We start from the raw sequence: 22,188 nt of genomic DNA on the forward strand, positions 1-22,188 counted from the left end.
GAACTGTGTTGCGTGATCACGAACGGTGTGTGACTGACGGGTAAAGGGCCGCTAATGCCCGTTTTGTTGATCCTTCCATCACTCTACGGCAGCGCGCGACGCGACCTGCCGCCGCCGTGCCAACGGCCGGGAAGGCCGGAACCCTCATCCCCGGCCCCCCGGCCCCCGGCCCCCTCGCCCCCCTTCAGGGCGAGCGGCGTGTCACTGCCCGACCAGTCCCGGCCGCAGCACCTTCGTGAACAGCACGGAGCCGTCCTGCTCGCGCAGCCGCACCGTCAACTCCCCGCTGTCGCCGTCGATGTCGACCTCGCCGAAGAACTGGTAGCCGCCCGCGGGCGACACGTTGGACGTGGTCGGGGCCTTCACGAAGACGCGCTCCGGGCCGAAGGTGCCGTCCAGCGCGCTGGCCGGGAAGGCGCCCGCGTTGAGCGGCCCGGAGACGAACTCCCAGAACGGCTCGAAGTCGGTGAACGCGGCCCGCGACGGCCGGTAGTGCTGCGCCGACGTGTGGTGCACGTCGGCCGTCAGCCACACCGTCCCGGTGATCCGCCGGTGCTTGATGTACCGCAGCAGCTCCGCGATCTGCAGCTCGCGACCCAGCGGCGCCCCCGGGTCGCCCTGCGCGACGGCTTCGATGTTCGGCCGGCCCTCCGTGGTGTCCGGCACGACGAGGCCGAGCGGCATGTCGGCGGCGATCACCTTCCACACCGCGCGCGATCGGGACAACTCCCGCTTGAGCCACGCCAGTTGTTCGGCGCCCAGGATGCCCTGCGGGTCCGTGACCTGGGTGTCGGGTGAGTTGGCGTTGCGGTAGGTCCGCATGTCCAGCACGAAGACGTCGAGAAGGGGCCCGTGGCGCACGACCCGGTGGACCCGGCCCTCCCGGGCGCCGGGACGCAGCGTCGAGATCGGGAAGTACTCGCTGAACGCCCGCCGCGCGCGCCCCGCGAGCACGTCGACGCTCTTCTCCGTGTAGCGGGGATCGGAGGCGGCGACGACCTCACCCGGGTACCAGTTGTTGCGGACCTCGTGGTCGTCCCACTGGATGACGGACGGCACCTGCGCGTTGAAGCGGCGCAGGTTCTCGTCCAGCAGGTTGTAGCGGAAGTTCCCGCGGAACTCCGCGAGGGTCTCGGCGACCTTCGACTTCTCCTCGGTGGTGACGTTGCGCCACAGGCTGCCGTCGGGCAGCGCCTGCGTCGCCGTCAGCGGGCCGTCGGCATAGATGTTGTCGCCGCTGCACAGGAAGAAGTCCGGATCGAGTCGCGCCATGGCGTCGTAGATGCGGTAGCCGCCGAGGTCGGGGTTGATGCCCCAGCCCTGGCCGGCGAGGTCCCCGGACCACAGGAAGCGCACGCCGCGCCGGCGCCGCAGGGGGACGGTGCGGAAGGCGCCGGTCACCGGCTCACCGGTGCGGCGCGGATCGTCCGGGTCGGCGAGCAGCACGCGGTAGTGGATCTGCTCGCCGGCCGGCAGCCCGTGCAACCGGACGGTGCCGGTGAAGTCCGTGCCGGCGCCGAGCAGCGGACCGTGCAGCCGGCGGGCGCCCCGGAACGACTCGGTGGCCGCGGTCTCGACGATCATCCGCGCCGGACGGTCGGACCGCACCCACACCAGCCCGGAGTCGGACGTCACGTCCCCGCTCTGCACGCCCCAGGCCGCCCTGGGCCGCCCGGACAGCGCGAGTGCGGGAGCCGCGCCGAGCGCGGCGGGCAGGGTCAGGGCCGCGGACGCGGCGAGCGAACCGCGCAGGACGCCGCGGCGCCCCGGAAACGGACGGTGTGACATGGAGGTGCCTCCTGGGGCGGGAACCGGCCGGTGTGCACCGACACGTCTACGCGGGCGCCGCAGCGCATACGGAAACCGCGGATGAACAACTGAACGCGCACACAAGGCCGCCGCCCGCGCGCTGTCGCGCGTCACCTGGTCGCGACGGCCTCCGCCATGAGGCGTATGCCCTCGTGGACGCGCGGGGGCGACAGGTGCGCGTAACCCAGCACGAGGCGCACGGGCCCGTCGTCCGGCACGGGCGTGTACGCGTACTGGTCCAGGGTGCGGACGTCGACGCCCGCGGCGGCCGTCCTTTCGAGGAACCGCTCCTGCGGCCCGTAGCGCCGGGGGAGTTCGGCGATGGCGTGCAGTCCCGCCGCCACGCCCGACACCCGCGCCCCGGGGAAGTTCTCGCAAAGCGCGCTCACGACGGCGTCCCGGCGCTCGCGGTAGGCCCGTTGGCAGCGGCGCAGCTGACGGTCGTAGTCGCCGCGCTCCACGAACCGGGCGAACAGCGCCTGGTCGAGCGCGGGATGGCCCAGGTCCGTCGTCCGCTTGCGCTCGACGACCGCCTCGGTCAGCGCCTCCGGAACGAGCAGCCAGCCGAGGCGCAGTCCCGGTGCGAGCGACTTGCTGACCGAACCGGTGTAGGCCACGCGCTCGGGGTCCAGGCCCTGCAGGGCGCCCACGGGGGCGCGGTCGTAACGGAAGTCTCCGTCGTAGTCGTCCTCGAGGACGAAGCCGTCCACCGACCTCGCCCAGTCCAGCAACTCGGCCCGCCGCCGCGCCGAGTACGCGATCCCGGTGGGGAACTGGTGCGCCGGCGTCGTCACCACGGCCCGCACGCCCGACGCCCGGAGCGGGTCCATGGCCAGGCCCTCGCCGTCCAGCGGCAGCGGGACGGCCGTGACGCCCGCCCCCGCGTACAGGGCGCTGTGCTGGGGACTGCCGGGGTCCTCCACGCCGACGGCGGCCGTCCCGCGCGCGTGCAGGGCGAGGCCGAGCAGCGCACTCGCCTGCGCGACGCCGGAGACGACCACGAGGCGCTCCGGATCGGCGACCACGCCCCGCCGGCGGGCCAGGAGTCCGGCGAGCGCGAGGCGCAGCCGGGGCAGCCCGCGCGGGTCCGGATAGCCCAGCTCGTGGTGCGGCAGGCCGGCCAGCACGGCCCGCTGCGCGGCGCCCCACGCGGCCCGCGGGAACAGCGACAGGTCCGGCGTCCCCGGCACGAAGTCGGCCCGCGCGCCCGGCGGGCGCGGAGCGAGGTCACGCGCGCGCGGGTGGGCGGCCCGGACGGCGCCGCCCACCCAGGTGCCCGCGCCGCGCCCGCTGCGCAGATACCCCTCCGCCGTCAGCTGCTCGTACGCCTCCGTGATGAGCCCCCGCGAGACCCCGAGGTCGGCGGCAAGGTCCCGGCTGGACGGCAGGCGGGCGCCCGGGGCGAGGAGCCCGGAGCGCACGGCGTCCCGCAGCGCTGCCCGCAGGGCGCGTCCACGCGCGCGTGCCGGCGCGGAAGCGGCCGGCAGCAGCACCTCCCAGGCCGCCGACGGCGAGGGCCCTTCGGGATTGGTCCCCGATGACGTCATGGAAGTGGACCTTAAACCGTGCCGCCGCCGCTCCTAGCGTCGAACGTCATGAACGTCACCGCTCTGCGCGGGTCGCTGCTCGCGGCGCTCGCCTGCGTCCTCGTCGGAGGATCCTTCACCGCCAACAGCGTCCTCGGCGCCTACCCGTACGCGGGCGGCCAGGCCCTGCGCTACGGCCTCGCCTGTCTGCTGCTCGCGCCCTTCGCCGGGGCGGGCGCGGGAGCCCGGCTGCGCGCGCTCCCCCCTCGCCTGTGGATGCGGCTCACGCTGCTCGCGGCGGTCGGGATGGTCGGCTTCAACCTCGCCGTGCTGGCCGCCGAGCGCTCCGCGGAGCCCGCCGTCCCCGGTGTCCTGGTCGGCTGTGCGCCGGTCGTGGTGGCCGTCGTGGCGCCGGCGGTGGAGGGACGACGGCCCCGGCGCGAGCCGCTGTACGGGGCGACGCTGGTCGCCGTCGGCGCGTTCACGGTGCAGGGCTGGGGCCGGACGGACGGCGCGGGCCTCGCCTGGTCGGTGTGCGCGCTGGCCGGAGAGGTCGGCTTCGCGGTGCTCGCCGTGCCCGTCCTGCGGCCGCTGGGGCCACGGCTGCTGTCCGCCACGGTGTGCGGGCTCGCCACGCTGGAGTCGGCGGCGGCCGGACTGCTGCTCGACGGCGGCGAGTGGCTGCGGCGGCCGGACGGCGGGGAGGCCGCCGCGCTGCTGTGGCAGTCGGCGGTCGTCACCGTCGTGGGCTTCGTGTGCTGGTACATGGGCATGCAGCGGATCGGCGCGGAGCGCGCCACGTTGTTCTCCGGTCTCATCCCCGTGGCGGCCGCCTGCACCGCCCCGCTCGTGGGAATCGGCTCGTACGGCCCCGTGCAGGCCGTGGGGAGCGCGCTGGTCGGGGCCGGCGTCGCGGTGGGCGCGGGCGCCCTGTCGCGCGCCCGCGGGGGTTCAGCGGCTGCCGTCGAGGATCACCCGCGCGACGAGGGCCGGGTCGTCGTTCATCGGGCAGTGGCCGCAGCCGGGCAGCCGCACGAGGCGGGCGGCCGGGATGACCTGCTTGGCGCGGACGCCCTGCCGGCGCACGAGCAGCCAGTCGCGGGCGCCCCAGCCGACGGTGACCGGGATGCCGGGCAGGTCGTCGGTGAACCGGACGGTGGTGCCGGCGCGCAGCGTCTGGTCGAACCCGGTGGCCCGTGCCAGGGCCAGCGTCTCGGCGACCACGGCCTCGGGTGAGCGGCGGGCCGGGCGGGCGTAGATGGTGCTGGTGAGGGCGGTGCGGCCGGCCGCCGTGCTCGCCAGGCGCTCCACGAGGGGCAGCGGCAGCCGGCGGGAGATCTGTCGCATCGTGACCAGCACGCCGAAGGCGTAGCGCCGCTCGGCCTCCGACCAGAACCCGGCCGGGGACAACGCCGTGACGGACCGTACGAGCTTCTCGCGGCCGAGTTCCAGGGCGAGCAGACCGCCGAGCGAGTTCCCCGCCACATGGGGGCGGTCCAGCTCCAGCGCCTCGCAGAAGGCGCCGAACACGGCGGCCGTGGTGGGCAGGTCGTAGGCGAGGCCGTCCGGCAGGGCGGGGGAGACGCCGAAGCCGGGCAGGTCCACGGCGATCACATCGCGTTCGGCGGCCAGGATGTCCACGACCGGGTCCCAGGCCTGCCGATGGTGCCCGATGCCGTGCAGCAGCAGGAGCGGCTCGCCGCGGCCTACGCGCGCGTAGGAGACCGTGACGGGCAGCGGGCCCTTGGGGGAGGGGACCGTGAAGGAGACGGTGGCGGGCATGGGAGCTCCTCGTTCTGACAGCGGGCCGGCAGACGCCGTAGACAGCTTGTCAGCAATTGCTACCGGCGGGTAGCCCTGTCGTTCGTCCTTCGAGTGAATCCTGTCATTTGGGACGTGTAGTGAGCGCTTTCCCTCCCGGTGGCCACAGGGTTGGAGGATTGGTATTGACCAAGGGTGGGGGCCGCCCTATGGTCGCGAGAGAAGTACAACAACCTTTAATAAACAAGGGCGCGAAAACGCCGCAGGATGACGGCGATTGCGGAGGACAGGGTGGGGACCACGCAACTGGAATCGGTGCCGGAACCGAAGTACTGGCATCTCAAGACCGTGCTCAGCGAAGCGCTCGACTCCGAGTTCGCCGTGGGCGAGATCCTGCCCAACGAGCGTGAGCTGGCCGCCCGCTTCGGCGTCGCCCGGGCGACGCTCCGTCAGGCGCTGGAGCAGCTCGAGCTGGAGGGCCGGCTGCACCGCCGCCGAGGCGTCGGCACCACCGTCGCACCGCCCCGGATGGGCGTCGCCGTCGGCACGGAGCAGCAGGTCTGGCCGGGCCTGGGGGAAGACGCCTGGCAGGCCGTCGGCTGCACGCTCGCGGTACCGCCCGCGGCCGTCGCCGCCGCCCTGGAGACCCCGCGCGAGCAGAGCGTGCACATCGTGCGGCGCTCACGGGTGTCGCACGGTCAGCCCGTCGCCGCCGAGTTGCTGTACGTCCCGCAGACGTCGGCTCCCGGCCTCGGCGCGATCGACGGTCCGTCCGAGGCCGCACACGCGCGTGCGGTGCTGCGCGAGCTGCATCACCTCGAACTGCAGGGCCAGGACAGCGCCGTGGAGCTGGGCTCGGCGCGCGCGGACGACGCGAGGGAACTCGACCGGCTCCCCGGCGCGCCCGTCCTCGTGGTCACGACCCGCTACTTCGCCCAGGGCCGTACCGCCGCGCTCTCCGTGGCCACGTACCGCGCGGACACCTGCCGGCTGACGTTCGGCGCGTCCGGCGGCGTGGAGATACACCACGGTCCGGAGCAGCAGGCCTCCTGAGCCCGGCTTGCGCCGCGGACCGCGTGCCGCAGGCCGACGACGGCCTGCGGCGGTCCGCACGGCCCGCCCGCGAGCGCACCCGGAGTCTCCGTCCGGCGGCCCGCGAACGCCGAGCACCGAGCAGCCGTCCACCCGGCGTCCAGGGCGCCCGGCGTTCCACCCGTCACGGACGGCGCTCCGAGCCGCGGCTCACCGCCGCGCCGTGACCGTCCCCTCCACCGCGAACAACTGCTCCTCCACGTGATCGAGGGCGAGCCGCAGCGCCCCCGTCGCCACCGCCGCCTCCCCGAGCATCGACAGGGCCACGCTCGGCGGCCGCAGACAGTAGCGCGCCAACTCCGCGCGCAGCGGCTCCAGTACGCCGTCCAGGCCGGCCGCCCAGCCGCCGACCACGACCAGCTCCGGGTCGAGCGCCAGCACCAGCGCGGCCACGTCGTGCACCAGCCGCTGGATGAAGCGGTCCACCGCTGCCCGGGCCCGCCGGTCGCCTCCCCGGGCCTGCGCGAACACCTTCGCGACGGCCTGCTCGTCCAGCGGGTGCAGCGGCTCGTCCGTCGTGGACAGCAGCGTCTCCGGTGTCGCCTCACGGCCCAGCAGGTGCAGTGCGCCGATCTCTCCGGCCGCGCCGCCGTACCCGCGGTGCAGCCGCCCCCCGATCAGTGCGCCGGCCCCGGGGCTCAGCCCCGCCAGCACGAACACCACGTCGTCGGACTCGGTGGCCGACCCCTTCCAGTGTTCGGCCACGGCGGCGGCGTTGGCGTCGTTCTCCACCAGTACCGGGCACTTGAAGGAACGGCTCAGCCGCTCGCCGAGACGCAGCCCCGTCCACTCGGGCAGCGCGGTGCCCAGCCGCACCGTGCCGTCCGCCTCCACGATCCCTGGCGTGCCGACCCCGACCGCCCGCAGCGAACTGCGCGGGACGCCCGCCCGGCGCAGCAGCTCGGCGACGGCCGCGCGCAGCCGTTCCAGCCGCTCGTCGGCCGGGGCCGCCTCGTCGACTTCCCTGGCCTGGGCGCCCAGCACACGGCCGTCCAGGTCGGACAGCAGCGCGGCCACCCGATGGGACCCGATCTCCAGGCCCAGCAGATGCCCCGCCTCCGCCCGGAACCGGAACCGTCGCGCGGGCCGCCCCTGCCGGCGGGCGACGCTCTCGTCCGCCGCCTTCTCGACGACGAGCCCCGCCGCGATCAGATCCTCGACGACCCCCTCCACCGTCGGCCGGGACAGCCCGGTGACGCGGGTGATCTCCGTGAGCGTCGCGCAGTCCGTGGCGCGCAGCGCGTGCAGCACCACCGCGGAATTGATCCTTCGCAGCAGGGAGGGGTCCCCGCCGGTCAGCTGCCCCAACGTCCGTCCTCCCAGCTCGTGCGCGTGTTGGGCGGATCGTACTCGGCCCGGCGCACCCCGGCGAGTGCCCGGCCGGCACCGACGACCCCGCGGCCCCTCAGCCCGGCTCGACGAACCCCGACTCGTACGCAGTGATCACCGCCTGCGTCCGATCCCGCACCCCGAGCTTCGCCGGCGCCGCGACCGCCGGCGACCGGCCGGGGCGTGGGCGGTTGCCCGAGACGGGATGACGGAGGCGGGGCGGGCGGGGCGTCTGGGGTGGGGTGGACGCTGACGGGCCGCCCATTGTCAGGCGGGGCCTCTTTGCAGTCCCTCGCCGTCAGTCCTCCGCCGCCAGCCGCAGCCGGGCGAACTCCTCGGCCATCGTCGCGGCCGTCCAATGCGCGTTCAGGCCGCTGGGGTTGGGCAGCACCCACACGCGGGTGTCGCCGATGCGGCGCTCCTGCGGGCCCACCACGGCCTTGCGGTCGTCGAACGCCGCCCGGTAGGCGGTCACGCCGACCACCGCCAGCCACCGGGGTTCCAGCCGTCCCACCTTGTCCGCGAGCAGTCGCCCGCCCTCGCGGTACTCCTCGGCGCTCAGCTCGTCCGCTCTGGCCGTCGCGCGAGCCACCACGTTGGTGATGCCGAGCCCGTAGGTCAGCAGCTCCCGCTGCTCAGCAGGCTTCAGCAGCCGCGGGGTGAAGCCCGACAGGTGCAGCACCGGCCAGAAGCGGTTGCCCGGGCGGGCGAAGTGGTGGCCGGTGGCCGCCGTCATCAGACCCGGGTTGATGCCGCAGAACAGCACGTGGAGACCGTCCGCGATCACGTCGGGTACGAGACGGTCGCGGGCGGCCTCCAGTTCGGCCTGGGTGAAACGCGTCAGAGGATCGCTCCGGGCGTGTAACCGGCCGCCTCCGGCCGCTGCTTCACGATCTCCTCGATCCGGCCCACGACCACGGCCACCTGGGCTGCCGCGGCACCCGTGAACGACAGCTTGTCGGCCATGAGCGCGTCCAGCTGGGCGCGGTCCAGCGGCAGGCGCTCGTCGGCGGCCAGCTTGTCCAGCAGCTCGTTGCGCTCGGTGCCCTGCTCCCGCATCGCCAGCGCCGAGGCCACGGCGTTCTCCTTGATCGCCTCGTGCGCCAGCTCACGGCCGACGCCCCCGCGCACGGCGCCCATGAGTACCTTCGTGGTGGCGAGGAACGGCAGATAGCGGTCGAGCTCCCGGGCGACGACGGCCGGGAACGCGCCGAACTCGTCGAGCACCGTCAGGAAGGTCTCCAGCAGGCCGTCCAGCGCGAAGAACGCGTCCGGCAGCGCGACCCGGCGGACCACCGAGCAGGACACGTCGCCCTCGTTCCACTGGTCGCCCGCCAGCTCGCCGGTCATCGACGCGTAGCCGCGCAGGATGACCATCAGGCCGTTGACGCGCTCGCAGGAGCGGGTGTTCATCTTGTGCGGCATGGCGGAGGAGCCGACCTGGCCGGGCTTGAAGCCCTCGGTCACCAGCTCGTGTCCGGCCATCAGCCGGATCGTCTTCGCCAGTGAGGAGGGGGCCGCGGCGAGCTGCACCAGCGCGGTCACGACCTCGTAGTCCAGCGAGCGCGGGTAGACCTGGCCGACCGAGGTGAACGCCTGAGAGAAGCCCAGGTGGCCGGCGATCCGGTCCTCCAGCTCGGCCAGCTTCGCGGCGTCGCCGCCCAGCAGGTCCAGCATGTCCTGCGCGGTGCCCACCGGGCCCTTGATGCCGCGCAGCGGGTAGCGCGCCAGCAGCTCCTCGACCCGGCCGTACGCCACGAGCAGCTCGTCGGCGGCGGTCGCGAACCGCTTGCCGAGGGTGGTGGCCTGGGCGGCGACGTTGTGGGAGCGGCCGGCGACGACCAGCTCGCCGTACTCCGCGGCCAGCCGGCCCAGCCGCGCCAGGACCGCCACCGTGCGGTCGCGGACCAGCTCCAGCGAGAGGCGGATCTGCAGCTGTTCGACGTTCTCCGTGAGGTCGCGGGACGTCATGCCCTTGTGGACCTGCTCGTGCCCGGCGAGGTCGTTGAACTCCTCGATGCGGGCCTTCACGTCGTGGCGCGTGACCTTCTCGCGCTCGGCGATCGAAGCCAGGTCGACGGTGTCGAGGACACGCTCGTAGTCGGTGATCGCCGTGTCCGGCACCTCGATCCCGAGGTCCTTCTGGGCCTTCAGCACGGCGAGCCAGAGCTGACGCTCCAGCTTCACCTTGTGCTCGGGCGACCAGAGCGTGGCGAGCTCGGCGGAGGCGTAGCGTCCGGCGAGGACGTTGGGGATGCGGGGCTTGGCGGCGGCAGCGGAAGTCACGTGGAGGGATTCTACTGGCGCTTCGTGCAGGTCGCCGCCGCGGTCCGGTTCGGCGGAACCTACGAGACCGGCGTCACCCTGTGGGCGGGTGGGCGTCACCCCGCGGGCGGAGGGGCGTCGCCGTGCGCGGATCGGCGGCGCCCCGTGTCCTGCCCGGCTGCGCCGATCGCCTTCGTCCGCCTACACCTGGCTCTCGTACGGAAGGAGTTCGGGACGCTTGGGCGGCAGGCTGTCCCCGGAGGACCGGCCCGTCAGCCGGCGGCCTATCCACGGCAGCAGGTACTGCCGGGTGAACCGTGCGTCCGCGACCCGTCGGGCGGCCCAGCCCGGCGGCGGGGTGGGCGGCATCGGCAGGTGCCAGTCGGCATCCTCGGCCTCGTGTCCGAGGGTCTGCCAGACGGCCTCGGCGACCCGGCGGTGGCCGTCCGCCGTCAGGTGCAGCCGGTCGACGTCCCACATGCGCGGGTCGCCGAGCGAGGCGGCGCCGTACAGGTCGACGACGAGCGCGCCGTGCCGCTCCGCCAGCTCCTCGACGCACTCGAAGAGCTCCTCCATGCGCGGCCGGAACCGGTCGAGGACGGGCCCCTGCCGGCCCGGGCTGCGCATCAGCACGAGCTGCTTGCAGGACGGGGCCAGCCGCTCCACCGCCTCCGTCAGCAGGCCCTTGACCAGGCCCATGTCGCACTTGGGGCGCAGGGTGTCGTTGAGGCCGCCGACCAGGGTGATCACGTCGGCGCCCATCGCGGCGGCCACCGGCACCTGCTCCTCGACGATCTGTCCGATCAGCTTGCCGCGCACCGCGAGGTTGGCGTACCGGAAGCCGGGGGTGCGCACGGCCATCCGCGCGGCGAGGAGGTCGGCCCAGCCCCGGTAGGAGCCGTCGGGCAGCAGGTCCGACATGCCCTCGGTGAAGGAGTCGCCGAGGGCGACCAGGCTGGAGTACGGGGGAATGGTGTTCGTCTGCATGGCGACACCGATGGTAGCCCGAGTCTCATACCCGCCGGTCGGTCGGACCCGTCCGGCCCGACCTGTCCAAGCGGCACGGACGGCCTACGTCCGCTGTCCGAACAGCTCCTGGAGCACGTCCTCCATGGTGACCAGGCCGGCCAGCCGGCCGTCGGAGCCGAGCACGGCCGCCAGATGCGTCCGGCTGCCCCGCATCGCGGTCAGGACGTCGTCCAGCGGGGTCGCCTCCCGCACCCGGGCGATGGCCCGCATGTCCTGCAGCCGGAAGGCCCGGTCGCGCGGCGAGGCGTCCAGCGCGTCCTTCACGTGCAGGTAGCCGACGATCCGGCGTCCCTCGTCCACCACGGGGAAGCGGGAGAACCCGGACTCCGCCGCGAGCTGTTCCAGCCCCTCCGCAGTGACGCCGACACGCGCGTACACCACGCGTTCCAGCGGCAGGACGACGTCGCGCACCGGGCGGCGGCCCAGTTCCAGGGCGTCGTGCAGGCGCTCCTGGGCGCGGTCGTCGATGAGGCCCGCCTCGCCGGCGTCCCGGACGATCTGTGCCAGCTCCGCGTCCGAGAAGGTCGCGGTGACCTCGTTCTTCGTCTCGATGCGCAGCAGTTTCAGCAGCCCGTTGGCGAACGCGTTGATCGCGAAGATGACGGGCCGCAGCGCCCGGGCGAGCGCGACCAGCGGCGGTCCCAGCAGCAGCGCGCTGCGCACCGGCTCGGCGAGCGCGATGTTCTTCGGCACCATCTCGCCGAGCAGCATGTGCAGATAGGTGGCGGCCGCCAGCGCGATCACGAAGGACACCGCGTGCCCGGCGCCCTCGGGCACGCCGACCGCGTGGAACACCGGCTCCAGCAGGTGCGCGATGGCCGGCTCGGCGACCACGCCGAGCACCAGCGTGCACAGCGTGATGCCGAGCTGCGCCGCGGCCATCAGCGCGGACACGTGCTCCAGCCCCCACAGCACGCTGCGTCCGCGCCGGTCGCCCTGTTCGGCGTACGGCTCGATCTGGGAGCGGCGTACCGAGATCAGCGCGAACTCGGCGCCGACGAAGAACGCGTTGACGACGAGGGTCGCCAGCCCGATGAGCAACTGGACGGCGGTCACTGCCCGGTCCCTTCCACGTGGGTGTCGGCGAGCGGGGCGTGCAGCAGCACGCGCGCGGCTCGGCGGCCGGAGGCGTCCACCACGTCCATCCGCCAGCCGGCGATCTCGACGGTGTCCCCGACGGCCGGTATCCGGCCCAGTTCGGTGGCCACCAGCCCGGCCAGCGTCTCGTACGGTCCCTCGGGCGCGTGCAGGCCGACGCGCGCGAGCCGGTCGGTGCGGGCGGCGCCGTCGGCCGAGTACAGGGCGCGGCCGTCGTCGTCGGTGCCCGCGTGCGCCAGTTCCGGCGTCTCGTGGGGGTCGTGCTCGTCGCGGACCTCGCCGACGACCTCCTCGACGATGTCCTCCAGCGTCGCCACGCCCGCGGTTCCGCCGTACTCGTCGATGACGACGGCCATCGTCCGCTTGCCGGACAGCCGGTCCAGCAACCGGTCCACGGTGAGCGACTCGGGGACGAGGAGCGGGTCGCGCATGATCTCGGCGACCGGCACGCGCGCGCGTCGCCCGGCGGGGACCGCCAGCGCGTCCTTGATGTGCGCGGTCCCCACCACCGAGTCGAGGTTCCCGCGGTACACGGGGAAGCGGGACAGACCCGTCGCCCGGGTCGCGTTGGCCACGTCCTCGCAGGTCGCCGTCGCGTCCAGGGCGATGACCTGCACGCGCGGGGTCATCACGTTCTCCGCCATGAGGTCGGCCAGGTTCAGCGTCCGCACGAACAGCTCCGCGGTGTCCGCCTCCAGGGCGCCCTCCCGAGCGGAGTGCCGGGCCAGGGCCGCGAGCTCCTGGGGACCCCGGGCGGCGGCGAGCTCCTCGGTGGGCTCCACGCCGACGCGGCGCACGATGCGGTTCGCGGTGTCGTTGAGGTGGCTGATGAAGGGCCGGAAGGCGGCGCTGAACCAGCGCTGCGCGTTGCCCACGGTCTTGGCCACCGCGAGCGGGGAGGAGATCGCCCAGTTCTTCGGCACCAGCTCGCCGACGACCATCAGGAACACGGTCGACAGAGCGGTGCCCAGCACCAACGCGACGGAGCTGGACGTGGAGCCGGACAGACCGAGCGATTCCAGCGGCCCCGCGATCAGCTTCGCGATCGACGGCTCGGACAGCATGCCGACCACCAGGTTGGTGACGGTGATGCCGAGCTGCGCGCCGGAGAGCTGGAAGGTCAGGTTGCGCACCGCCTTGAGCGCCCCGGCCGCGCCGCGTTCGCCGCGCTCCACCGCCCGCTCCAGCTCGCTGCGCTCGACCGTGGTCAACGAGAACTCGGCGGCGACGAAGGCACCGCACGCGAACGACAGCAGGATCGCCACCAGGAGCAGCAGCACTTCGGTCATCGGGTCTCCTCCGTCCCATGATCGGGCAGGGCGGGACGGAGCGCGCGACAACGGACGCGGGCACGCGTGCGTGCGCCGGAACGCGTGCGTGCGCCGGAGGGTGCGGGGGCGCGGGCGGGTGTACGGGGAGGCTCGCCCATGGGCGGACGCTCACACCTTTCATGAGGTCGTCGGGGACCGTGCGGGCGATCCGCACGGTCCTCAAGGGTAAAGGATCGGCAAAGCACTCCGGGCGGGGCTCGGGTCAGCCGGTGAGCGGCTTGACCCAGCGCCGCCACTTCTCCTCGGGCGCGTACCCCGCGGCGCGCCAGGCATGATGCGCCGTCTCGTTGCGGCTGAGCACCATCGCGTCCCCGCGCCGTCCGCCCAGCCGGACGAACCGCTCCTCCGCGGCGGCGAGCAGCGCCGTGCCGACGCCCTGACGCCGGCGCTCCGGGTGCACCGCCAGCCGGTACAGATGACACCGCCACCCGTCGAACCCGGCGATCACCGTGCCGACGAGCTCGACCCCCTGGCCGGAGAGCCGTTCGGCGAGGATCAGCGCCTCGGGATCGCGGGCGACCAGCCGTTCCACCCCGTCGCGGTCGTCGCTGATGCTCGTGCCCTCGGCGGAGGCCTTCCAGAAGGCGAGCACGGCGTCCAGGTCCTCGGGCGTCGCCGCCCGTATGCGCAGATCAGACATACGGCGATCCCATCACGGGCGATGCGTCCGGACCCGGAATTCCAGGATCCGGACGCACTCCGGGCCGGCCGGCGCCGTCACTCGTGCGCGATCGCCGCCAGCACGTTCATCCGGGACGCCCGCAGGGCCGGCAGCATCGCCGCCACGACGCCGACGACCGCCGAGCCGACGACCACCGCGACGATCGTGCCCCACGGCACGGCGAAGGCCTTCATCCCCTGCAACGCCAGCACCTGCTGGATGCACACGCCCCAGACCAGTCCGAGCCCGAGTCCGAGCACCGCGCCGAACACCGCGATCACCACCGACTCCAGCCGGATCATCCGGCGCAACTGCCGCCGCCCCAGCCCGATGGCACGCAGCAGCCCGATCTCCCGGGTCCGCTCCACCACCGACAGCGCCAGCGTGTTGACGACGCCGAGCACCGCGATGACGATCGCCAGTCCGAGCAGGGCGTAGACCAGGTACAGCAGGACGGCGATCTGGTCGTGCACCAGCTTCTTGTAGTCGGCCTGGTCGCGCGCCTGGACCTGCGGGTACGCGTCCAGCGTCTTCTCCAGCCGGGGGCGCAGCTGTTCGCCGCTCGTGCCGGAGCCGGCGTTGACGTACAGGGCGGAGTCCTGCCCGCCGGGCACGTACTTCTCCACGGCGGCGATGCCGAGGAACAGCCCGCCCTGCATGCCGAACCCGTCGCCGGACTCCTGGTCGGTGAGCGCGCCGACCTTCAGCGACGTCGTCCGGCCGCCCGGGAACTCCACCGGCAGCACGCTGCCGATCCGCACGTCGTGCTCCTTCGCGAAGTCGACGTCCATGCCGAGGGCGCCGTCGGCCAGCGCGGCCGCCGTGTTCCCCTCGGCGTACGGGATGTGCGCGACGTCGTCGACCCGGTCGTCGTAGCCGGCGGCGGTCGTCTCGACGCGCTTGCCGTCGGGCAGCCGCACGGCGAGCGGGGCGAACCGCTGCCGCACCACGAGGCCGACGCCCTCGGTGTCGCGCACCGCGTCCGTGACCTCCTGGGAGAACGGCGCGAAGTTGGCGTTCTGGACGACGAAGTCGGCGCCGAGCGTCTTGTCGATCTGCTGGTCGAACGACTTGGACATCGAGGCGCTGGCCACCGACATGCCGCCCACCAGGGCGAGGCCCACCATCAGCGCGGCGGCGGTGGCTCCCGTGCGGCGCGGGTTGCGCAGCGCGTTGCGCTGGCTCATCCGGCCGACGGAGCCGAACAGCGCGGGGAAGGCGCCGCCGAGGACCCGGATCACCGGCCGGACCAGCAGCGGGCCCGCGATGACGGTCGCGATCAGGGTGAGGACGACGCCCAGGCCCAGCAGGGACGCCGCGGACGACGTGCTCGACGAGGCCGCGCAGCCGGCGAGCGCGGCCACGCCCAGCGCACCGACGACCGCGCCGACCACGGCACGCGTCTTCAGCGGACGGCCCACCCCCGCGATGTCCGCGTCCGCGAGAGCCGCCATCGGGGACACGCCGGCCGCCCGGCGGGCCGGGAGATACGCGGCGACGAACGTGACGCCGACGCCGACGACGTACGCCGCCACCGGAGTCGCCCAGCCCACCGCCATCTCGGTGGTCTTCAGGTTCATGCCGAACACGCCCATGAGCTTGATCAGCCCGGCGGCGAGGCCGACGCCGGCGGCCAGCCCGAGCGTGGAGCCGACCAGCCCGAGCAGCACCGCCTCGGTGAGGACCGAGCGCCGCACCTGGCGGCGGTCCGCGCCCAGGGCGCGCAGCAGGCCCAGCTCACGGGTGCGCTGGGCGATCAGCATCGAGAACGTGTTGACGATGAGGAACACGCCGACCAGGACGGCGATCCCGGCGAAGCCGAGCATGACGTACTTGATGACGTCGAGGAACCCGCCCAGCGCCTCGGCCGACGACTTGGCCCGTTCCTCGGCGGTCTGCACGTCGTACCGTCCGTCGCCGAGGGCGGCCAGGACCCGCCGCTCCAGCACTGTGTCGCTCACCCCCGGGGCCGCGTCGACGGAGATGCCGGTCGCCTTGTCCGCCGATCCGAGGAGCTGGGCGGCGGCGGTGCCGGGGTCGAGGTAGACCAGGGCCGCGCCGGGGTTGGTGGTGGTGAAGGTGGCGATCCCGACGACCTTCACCTTGAACGAGCCCGGCTGGGCCATCACCGTCAGGGTGTCGCCGATCCGCACGTGCTTCTTGTCGGCGGTGTCGGCGTCGAGCATGGCCTCCCCGGCGTCGCGCGGGGCGTGGCCGGAGGTCAGCTTCACCGGGCTGCGGTCGGTGACGTACCAGTCGGTGGCGACGGTCGGCGCGCCGGTGGTCGGCCCGACCGACTTGTTGTCGCCGTCGACGACGGTGATGTTCTGCACGCTCACGTCCGCGTGGGCGGACGCGACGCCCTCGACCCGGGCCAGTCGTGCGGCGAGCGCGGCGGGGAGGGTCTGGGTCGCGCCGGTCGGCACGGAGGAGGTCAGGTCGTCGGCGGGTTCCACCGTCACGTCAGCCGACGTGGACGCGAAGAGCCGGTCGAAGGTGCGCGTCACCGTGTCGGAGAAGATCAGGCTGCCGGCCACGAACGCCACCGACAGGACGACGGCGAGCGCGGACAGCAGCAGCCGTCCCTTGTGCGCCAGGAAACTTCTGAGGGTCGCCTTCAGCACGGGTCAGCCCTCCTCGGGGTCGCTGCCGAGCGGGCCGCCGGTCCTGCCCTCGGGCGGGTCGTCGGCCCTGCCCCGGGACGCTTCGTCGGCGGCGCCGTCGGGCGGGCCGCCGGCCGATGGGGCGCGGCCCACGTCGAAGCGCTTCATGCGTTCCAGCACGGCGTCCGCCGAGGGCTGTTCCATCCGGTCCACCAGTCGGCCGTCCGCGAGGAAGAGCACCAGGTCGGAGTGGGCGGCGGCGCCCGGGTCGTGGGTGACCATGACGACCGTCTGGCCGAGGTCGTCGACGGCCTGCCGCAGGAACGCGAGGACCTCGAGCCCGGCCCGTGAGTCGAGGTTGCCGGTGGGCTCGTCCGCGAAGATCAGCTCGGGACGGGAGGCGAGCGCCCGGGCGCAGGCCACCCGCTGCTGTTGTCCGCCGGAGAGCTGGGCGGGCCGGTGCTTGAGCCGCGCCCGCAGGCCGAGCGTGTCGATCACCTGGTCCAGCCACTCCTGGTCGGGCTTGTGGCCGGCGATGTCCATGGGCAGGGTGATGTTCTCGGCCGCGTTCAGCGTCGGGATCAGGTTGAACGACTGGAACATGAACCCGATCCGGTCCCGCCGGAGCCGGGTCAGCTCCCGTTCCTTCAGCCCGGTGATCTCGGTGCCGCCGAGCCACACCTGGCCCGCCGAGACGGTGTCGAGGCCGGCCAGACAGTGCATGAGCGTGGACTTCCCGGAGCCGGACGGCCCCATGACGGCGGTGAAGCGGCCGCTCGCGATGTCCACGTCCACCGAGTCGAGGGCGATCACCGCCGTCTCGCCCGAGCCGTACGCCTTGGTCAGACCTCGGGCGCGGGCCGCGACTCCGTCGGCCGAGGCCGGACCGGGGGCGTGCTGCGCAGCAGGTGTGGACAAGGCTGTCTCCTCGCTCGGTGATCGTGCCGCCGTCGCTGAACCGTCCGGCCGAGCGTAGTGTGATGCGCCGCACAGCCGGTATCACTTTTCGATTCCGGCCGCCCTTGCCGTTGCTAGCACATCGGCGCTAGCTTCGAGGTATGGCGAAGACCCAGCTGAACGTGCGCGTCGACGAAGGCACGGCCCAGGTCGCCCGCGAGCGCGCCACCGCCCGCGGCATGAGCGTCAACCGCTACATAGAAGAGCTGGTCAGACAGGACGCCGGGGAAGTCGGCCAGACCTTCGTCGAGGCCGCCGGTGACTTCATGAAGCAGTACGAGTCGCTCTTCGCCGAGGAGTTCGGCGCCGACCGCGAGGGCGGCACGCGCGAAGGTCGCCGCTGAACCCTTGAGCGACCTCCGCATCGACCTCGCCTGGCTCCTCATGCTCGCCGAACAGAAGACCCCGGGAGACCCGCAGGTCACCGACTGGGGCGCGCTGGTCGCGGCCGTGGCGCGCCATCAGGCGCAGATATTCGACGTCCCCGTCTACGACGACCCGCCGGCCCGCGCCGCCGCACTGCTCCAGCTCCTCATCCACGTCCCGGCCCTGGAGCGCTCCAACGCGCTCTTCGCCTGCGCGGTCGCCTACGCCTACCTCGTGGCCAGCGGCCTGAAGGTGATCACCTCACCCGAACAGGTTCGTGACCTGGCCCGGCTGGTGAAGAACGGGGAGGCGTCCGTGGCCGACATCGCACGGGAGCTGCGCGAGTGGACCGGGTGATGCGGCCGCCGACCGGCGCTGTCGGTCGGGCGGGGCGTCAGCCCGGCGCCCCCGGCCGCCAGGCGGTCCCCGTCACACAGTAGGAGAACGGCAGCCGCGGCCCGTTCTCCGGCAGCCGCACGCGCCGGTAGGGGCCGAGATCGAAGCCCGCCTCCCGCAGCGCGCCGACGGTGTCCCGGGTGAGACGGCAGCCGCCCGCCAGATACGGCCACACGGTGCGGTCCAGCGCGTGCTGCGTGAACCGCATGACCGGGCCGCCGCCCGGCCCGTGCTCGAGGAACCGCACCTCGCCGCCGGGCCGCAGCACGCGCCGCAGCTCGGCCAGCGCCCGCGGCACGTCCCGCACGCTGCACAGCACCAGTGAGACCACCGCCGCGTCGAAGGCCTCGCTCTTGACCGGCAGCGCCTCCGCGACGCCCGGGACCACGTCCACGGGCGTACCGGCGCGCAGGGCCTGTTCCAGCGCCAGGGCCCGCATGCGGCGTTCCGGCTCGATCGCGACGACCTCCGCGACGGTGCGCGGGTAGTGGGCGAAGTTCAGCCCGTTGCCCGCGCCGATCTCGACGACCCGGCCGGACAGTCCGGACAGCAGCCGCCCACGCACCGCCGCCAGACCGCCGCGGGCCTCCGCGGCGGTGCTGACCGCGGGATACCAGCGGGCGAACAGCGGATGGTGGACGGGGTCACCGGACACCTTGCCGGAACCCGTGGACCGTATCGGCATGGCGACCTCCCGGGCAGGACGGGCCTACCCGGATCCTTCCCCGTGCCGGCCCGCCGCACCCCCGCCGTGCCGCCCGCGCCGGTCACTGGACGAAGGCGCGCACCTGTGCGTAGACACCGTGGTCGTTGTTCATGTCGTCGTGCGAGATGCAGCCGACGCCCACGTTCGTCGCCCCGCTCAGCAGCGCCGAGGAGTCCGGGTCCACGGCCGCGTCGCAGTTCGACCAGTAGGCGGCGTAGTTGACGCTGCCCGGCGTCTCGTCACCGGAGTTGAGGGCGGTCACGAACGAGCTGCCGGTGACCATCTCGGCGCAGGACCTGTACAGCCAGCTGCACAGCGAGGCGACCGACGTGCCGTGGTTGGTGCCGGCGACGGAGACGAAGTCGTCCACGAAGGCCGTCCCGCCGAGGTTCTTCAGGTAGTAGCGGGAACTGAGCGCCCCCATGGAGTGGACGACCACGTCGACCTTGCTCGCGCCGGTCCTCGCGCGCACGTTCTTGATCTCGGTGGCCAGCTGAGCGGCCGTGGTGGCGTTCGACTGGGACCAGCTGTACGTCCACGCGTCGAGCTCGGCGGCCGTGTAGCCGTCGGCCTTGAAGTAGCCGACCCAGTCGTCCCAGCTGCTCGACGAGCTGCTGATGCCGTGCACGAAGACGATCGGGTCGTGGGTCGCCGCGTGGGCGGTGGGGGCGGAGAGGGACAGTGACAGAAGGAGCGAAGTGGCCGCGGCCGAGAGGACCGCGGCGATGCGACGCTTGCGGCGCTGCATGATGCCTCCTGAAACGGGTGGGGTTGCCAGGAGTGTCCGGCCGGGTCTACGCGCGCCGCATCGGTGATATCGCCGGTCTTTACGGTTCAAGTAACCCGCCAGTAACGTCATGTGGGTGGTGACTCCGGTGAACCCCCCACCTCTGGACCGCACTTCGCCACCGAGGCCGCCGGACGCGGGTCCGCGCCCGGTCGCCGCGCTGCCCGAGGGCGTCCGGGTGCGCGTCCTGCGCCTCGTGCACGGCGACCCGCGCGCCGCCGTCGAGCTCGCGGCCCGGCTCACCGAACGCCAGGCGGCCGGCCTCGACCCGCTGCCCACCGAGCCGGCGGAACTGGCCCCGGGCGTCCTGCGCGCACACCGCCGGGCGGTCCGCGCCCTGCCCGAGGACACCCGGCTGCTGCTCCTGCTCGCCGCCGCCGACCAGTACCCGGTGGCCACCCACGCCTTCCTGCGCGCCGTCGCCGCCGCCCGGCTCGACACCCGGCCGCTGGAGGCGGCCGAGACGGCCGGCCTGGCGTACGCCACGGCGGGCGGCGTCGGCTTCCGCGACGCCTGGACCCGGATCGCCGCCTACGAGACGGCCGCCCCGGCCGACCGGCGCGACGTCCACCGGCTGCTGGCCCGCGTCCTGCACGACGCCGCCGAACTGCCCCGGCGCTCCTGGCACCGGGGCGCGGCCGCACTCGGCCCCTCCGCACGCCTCGCCGCGGAACTGGCCACCGCGGCACACCGGGCCCGCGCCGACGCAGACCCGGCCCTGGCCGCCGCCCTGGCCGAACGCGCCGCCGTCCTGTGCCCCGCCCCCCGGGAACGCTCCCGCCTGCTCGCCCGCGCTGCGGAGGACGCCTGGAGCACCGGCGACGCCGACCGCTCCCGCGCCCTGGCCGCCCGCACCGACGCCGGCGCCCTCACCGGCGTCCTCGCCCTGCGCGCCGGCCACGCCGCCGAGGCGTTCGACGCGCTGCTGACGGGCGCCGCGGCCGGCGCCGACCCGGCGCCCCTGCTGGCCCGCGCCACCGAAGCCGCCGTCCACACCGGCGACCTGCGGCGCTGCCGGGAAGCGGTGGCGGTGGCACGGCAGTCGGGCGTGGCGTCCCCGGGGGTGCTGGGCGGGATCGCCGCCGCCGTCGACGGACGCTACGAGGACGCCCGTGACCTGCTGGAGGCGACCGCGGGCAGATGCGGCCCCGGCGGCGACCCCACCGACCTGCTGCACGCCGGCATCGCCGCCCTGATGCTCGGCGACCACCGCCGCGCCGCGACCGCCACCGTCCGGGCGGCGGCCGCGGCCCGCACCCGGGGACTCACCGCACTCGTCCCGCAGGCACTGGAGTTCCGCGCCCACGCCGACTTCTGGACCGGCCGGCCGCGCGCCGCCGAGGCCGCCGCGCTGGACGCGCTACGGCAGGCGCACGCCACCGGACAGGACAACGGCGCCTGTCATCTGCAGGCCGCCCTCGCCATGTTCGCCGCGCTCACCGGCGACGGCGAGCTGTGCCGAAGGCGCGCCGCCGCGGCCCGGTCCCACGCCCTCGCCCACGGCCTGGGCCTGCCCGCCGCGCTCGCCCAGTGGGCGCTCGCCTTCCTCGACCTGTGCACCGGACGCTACGGACCCGCCGCGGCCCGGCTGCGCGCCCTCGCCGCCCTGGGACCCGGACACGGCCACCGCGCCGTCCGCCACTCGGCTGCCCCGCACTACGTCGAGGCCGCCGTGCGCACCGGCGACACACGCGTCGCCCGGGCCGCGCACGCCGACTACGACCGCTGGGCCCGTGCCGTCCACAGCGCCGACGAACTGGCCCTCAGCGCCCGCTGCCGCGCCCTGCTGACCCCCGGGGCCGACGCCCTGGGGCACTACCGCGCCGCGCTCGAGCTGCACGCCGAAGGCGCCCGCCCCTTCGAACACGCCCGCACGGAGCTGCTGTTCGGCAGCGCGCTGCGCCGGCTCCGGCACCGCGCGGAGGCCCGCGACCGGCTGCACAGCGCCCGGGAGGCGTTCGAGTCCTTCGGCGCCCCGCACTGCGCCGAAGCGGCCCGCGCCGAACTCCGCGCCCTCGGCGCTCCCGCGACGCCGGCCCGCGGGGCGGACAGCCCGGCCGTCCTGCTGACGGCCCAGCAGTTCCTGATCGCCCGGATGGCCGCCGAGGGCGCGACGAACCGGGAGATCGCCGTCCGTCTCGCCCTCAGCCATCGCACGATCGACCACCACCTGCGCGGCGTCTTCAACCGGCTGGGCATCCGCTCCCGCATCGAACTCGTCCGGCTGATCGCCCAGGCCGACGCCCAGGGGACGGGTTCCGGGCCGCCGCAGGAACGAGACGTCCCGGACGACGTCCGCCGCTCGGGCCCGTGAGGTCCCACCGGTCGGAACCGCCGGGCCCGGCCGTCCGGACGGGGCGTCGGGCCCGCCCGTTCCCCGGGCTGCGAGCGCCCGCCCGCCCGGCCCGCGGACGCGGGCGGACCGCCGTCGACCTCCCATGGGATCCGCGAGTCCCGCGAGGGCGGACGGGC

Annotated in this window: 18 protein-coding genes and 2 pseudogenes; 5 read left to right on the top strand and 15 right to left on the bottom strand. The window is 74.1% G+C overall.

What is annotated here, in order from left to right; genetic code table 11:
• Positions 1–201 precede the first annotated feature (201 nt).
• Together ACH4ZA_RS14285 and ACH4ZA_RS14290 are read right to left on the bottom strand one after the other, a co-directional pair.
• Positions 202–1,788, bottom strand: coding sequence for an alkaline phosphatase D family protein (locus ACH4ZA_RS14285; RefSeq protein ID WP_319279916.1), 1,587 nt, complete (start codon positions 1,786–1,788; stop codon positions 202–204).
• 131 nt (positions 1,789–1,919) lie between these two features.
• Entirely contained in the window at positions 1,920–3,356 is a 1,437-nt protein-coding gene (locus ACH4ZA_RS14290; RefSeq protein ID WP_398429538.1) for a PLP-dependent aminotransferase family protein, read from the bottom strand.
• A gap of 48 nt (positions 3,357–3,404) precedes the next feature.
• Between ACH4ZA_RS14290 and ACH4ZA_RS14295 the strand changes: the two are divergent.
• Positions 3,405–4,241 (top strand): annotated as a pseudogene (locus tag ACH4ZA_RS14295) (DMT family transporter); the annotation flags it as partial.
• 45 nt (positions 4,242–4,286) lie between these two features.
• Here ACH4ZA_RS14295 and ACH4ZA_RS14300 read toward each other — a convergent pair.
• Positions 4,287–5,117 (bottom strand): alpha/beta fold hydrolase, encoded by an 831-nt coding sequence (locus ACH4ZA_RS14300; RefSeq protein ID WP_319279918.1) that lies wholly within the window; start codon positions 5,115–5,117, stop codon positions 4,287–4,289.
• 270 nt (positions 5,118–5,387) lie between these two features.
• On the opposite strand from ACH4ZA_RS14300, the gene ACH4ZA_RS14305 reads away from it, so the two are divergent.
• Positions 5,388–6,149, top strand: a complete 762-nt coding sequence (locus ACH4ZA_RS14305; protein WP_398429540.1) for a GntR family transcriptional regulator — start codon at positions 5,388–5,390, stop codon at positions 6,147–6,149.
• Positions 6,150–6,338: 189 nt separating this feature from the next.
• Here ACH4ZA_RS14305 and ACH4ZA_RS14310 read toward each other — a convergent pair whose 3' ends face one another.
• The 10 genes and pseudogenes from ACH4ZA_RS14310 to ACH4ZA_RS14355 form a co-directional block, all read right to left on the bottom strand.
• Positions 6,339–7,496 carry an ROK family transcriptional regulator gene (locus tag ACH4ZA_RS14310; RefSeq protein WP_319279920.1) on the bottom strand — a complete coding sequence of 386 codons (1,158 nt, stop codon included), beginning with the start codon at positions 7,494–7,496 and terminating at the stop codon, positions 6,339–6,341.
• Positions 7,497–7,593: 97 nt separating this feature from the next.
• Positions 7,594–7,677: pseudogene (locus ACH4ZA_RS14315) on the bottom strand (DNA-binding response regulator); the annotation flags it as partial.
• 138 nt (positions 7,678–7,815) lie between these two features.
• The gene (gene mug / locus ACH4ZA_RS14320) at positions 7,816–8,361 is read right to left on the bottom strand and encodes a G/U mismatch-specific DNA glycosylase (RefSeq protein ID WP_319279973.1); all 546 of its coding nucleotides are present in this window, start codon (positions 8,359–8,361) and stop codon (positions 7,816–7,818) included.
• On the bottom strand, positions 8,358–9,803 hold the full coding sequence (gene purB, locus ACH4ZA_RS14325) for an adenylosuccinate lyase (protein ID WP_319279921.1): 1,446 nt from the start codon (positions 9,801–9,803) through the stop codon (positions 8,358–8,360). Before purB ends, mug begins: the two co-directional genes overlap by 4 nt.
• A 180-nt stretch (positions 9,804–9,983) precedes the next feature.
• Positions 9,984–10,769, bottom strand: coding sequence for an SGNH/GDSL hydrolase family protein (locus ACH4ZA_RS14330; RefSeq protein WP_319279960.1), 786 nt, complete (start codon positions 10,767–10,769; stop codon positions 9,984–9,986).
• Between the two features lie 84 nt (positions 10,770–10,853).
• The gene (locus ACH4ZA_RS14335) at positions 10,854–11,867 is read right to left on the bottom strand and encodes a hemolysin family protein (RefSeq protein WP_319279961.1); all 1,014 of its coding nucleotides are present in this window, start codon (positions 11,865–11,867) and stop codon (positions 10,854–10,856) included.
• Positions 11,864–13,198 (bottom strand): hemolysin family protein, encoded by a 1,335-nt coding sequence (locus ACH4ZA_RS14340; RefSeq protein WP_319279962.1) that lies wholly within the window; start codon positions 13,196–13,198, stop codon positions 11,864–11,866. Before ACH4ZA_RS14340 ends, ACH4ZA_RS14335 begins: the two co-directional genes overlap by 4 nt.
• Positions 13,199–13,442: 244 nt before the next feature.
• Positions 13,443–13,880, bottom strand: a complete 438-nt coding sequence (locus ACH4ZA_RS14345) for a GNAT family N-acetyltransferase (RefSeq protein WP_398429543.1) — start codon at positions 13,878–13,880, stop codon at positions 13,443–13,445.
• 77 nt (positions 13,881–13,957) lie between these two features.
• Positions 13,958–16,525, bottom strand: coding sequence for an ABC transporter permease (locus ACH4ZA_RS14350; protein ID WP_398429544.1), 2,568 nt, complete (start codon positions 16,523–16,525; stop codon positions 13,958–13,960).
• A gap of 3 nt (positions 16,526–16,528) precedes the next feature.
• Positions 16,529–17,422 (bottom strand): ABC transporter ATP-binding protein, encoded by an 894-nt coding sequence (locus ACH4ZA_RS14355; protein ID WP_319279966.1) that lies wholly within the window; start codon positions 17,420–17,422, stop codon positions 16,529–16,531.
• Positions 17,423–17,562: 140 nt separating this feature from the next.
• Here ACH4ZA_RS14355 and ACH4ZA_RS14360 point away from each other — a divergent pair, with 140 nt between their 5' ends.
• Both ACH4ZA_RS14360 and ACH4ZA_RS14365 read left to right on the top strand, forming a co-directional pair.
• Positions 17,563–17,805, top strand: a complete 243-nt coding sequence (locus tag ACH4ZA_RS14360; RefSeq protein WP_319279967.1) for a toxin-antitoxin system HicB family antitoxin — start codon at positions 17,563–17,565, stop codon at positions 17,803–17,805.
• A gap of 4 nt (positions 17,806–17,809) precedes the next feature.
• On the top strand, positions 17,810–18,184 hold the full coding sequence (locus ACH4ZA_RS14365) for a fic family toxin-antitoxin system, toxin component (protein WP_319279968.1): 375 nt from the start codon (positions 17,810–17,812) through the stop codon (positions 18,182–18,184).
• Positions 18,185–18,221: 37 nt separating this feature from the next.
• Here ACH4ZA_RS14365 and ACH4ZA_RS14370 read toward each other — a convergent pair whose 3' ends face one another.
• The gene (locus ACH4ZA_RS14370) at positions 18,222–18,908 is read right to left on the bottom strand and encodes a class I SAM-dependent methyltransferase (protein WP_319279969.1); all 687 of its coding nucleotides are present in this window, start codon (positions 18,906–18,908) and stop codon (positions 18,222–18,224) included.
• An 82-nt stretch (positions 18,909–18,990) separates the two neighbouring features.
• The gene (locus tag ACH4ZA_RS14375; protein ID WP_319279970.1) at positions 18,991–19,677 is read right to left on the bottom strand and encodes an alpha/beta fold hydrolase; all 687 of its coding nucleotides are present in this window, start codon (positions 19,675–19,677) and stop codon (positions 18,991–18,993) included.
• Positions 19,678–19,786: 109 nt separating this feature from the next.
• Between ACH4ZA_RS14375 and ACH4ZA_RS14380 the strand changes: the two genes are divergently transcribed.
• The gene (locus ACH4ZA_RS14380) at positions 19,787–22,030 is read left to right on the top strand and encodes a LuxR C-terminal-related transcriptional regulator (protein ID WP_398429548.1); all 2,244 of its coding nucleotides are present in this window, start codon (positions 19,787–19,789) and stop codon (positions 22,028–22,030) included.
• Positions 22,031–22,188 lie beyond the last annotated feature (158 nt).

Source organism: Streptomyces sp. NPDC020597, assembly GCF_044335095.1.
Classification (GTDB): Bacteria; Actinomycetota; Actinomycetes; order Streptomycetales; family Streptomycetaceae; genus Streptomyces.

Bases quoted from the DNA above. Each gene is read 5' to 3' on its own strand.
- ACH4ZA_RS14380 (WP_398429548.1), top strand. From the start codon at position 19,787: ATGTGGGTGGTGACTCCGGTGAACCCCCCACCTCTGGACCGCACTTCG.
- ACH4ZA_RS14370 (WP_319279969.1), bottom strand. From the start codon at position 18,908: ATGCCGATACGGTCCACGGGTTCCGGCAAGGTGTCCGGTGACCCCGTC.
- ACH4ZA_RS14290 (WP_398429538.1), bottom strand. From the start codon at position 3,356: ATGACGTCATCGGGGACCAATCCCGAAGGGCCCTCGCCGTCGGCGGCC.
- ACH4ZA_RS14340 (WP_319279962.1), bottom strand. From the start codon at position 13,198: ATGACCGAAGTGCTGCTGCTCCTGGTGGCGATCCTGCTGTCGTTCGCG.
- ACH4ZA_RS14375 (WP_319279970.1), bottom strand. From the start codon at position 19,677: ATGCAGCGCCGCAAGCGTCGCATCGCCGCGGTCCTCTCGGCCGCGGCC.
- ACH4ZA_RS14330 (WP_319279960.1), bottom strand. From the start codon at position 10,769: ATGCAGACGAACACCATTCCCCCGTACTCCAGCCTGGTCGCCCTCGGC.
- ACH4ZA_RS14285 (WP_319279916.1), bottom strand. From the start codon at position 1,788: ATGTCACACCGTCCGTTTCCGGGGCGCCGCGGCGTCCTGCGCGGTTCG.
- ACH4ZA_RS14360 (WP_319279967.1), top strand. From the start codon at position 17,563: ATGGCGAAGACCCAGCTGAACGTGCGCGTCGACGAAGGCACGGCCCAG.
- ACH4ZA_RS14345 (WP_398429543.1), bottom strand. From the start codon at position 13,880: ATGTCTGATCTGCGCATACGGGCGGCGACGCCCGAGGACCTGGACGCC.
- ACH4ZA_RS14300 (WP_319279918.1), bottom strand. From the start codon at position 5,117: ATGCCCGCCACCGTCTCCTTCACGGTCCCCTCCCCCAAGGGCCCGCTG.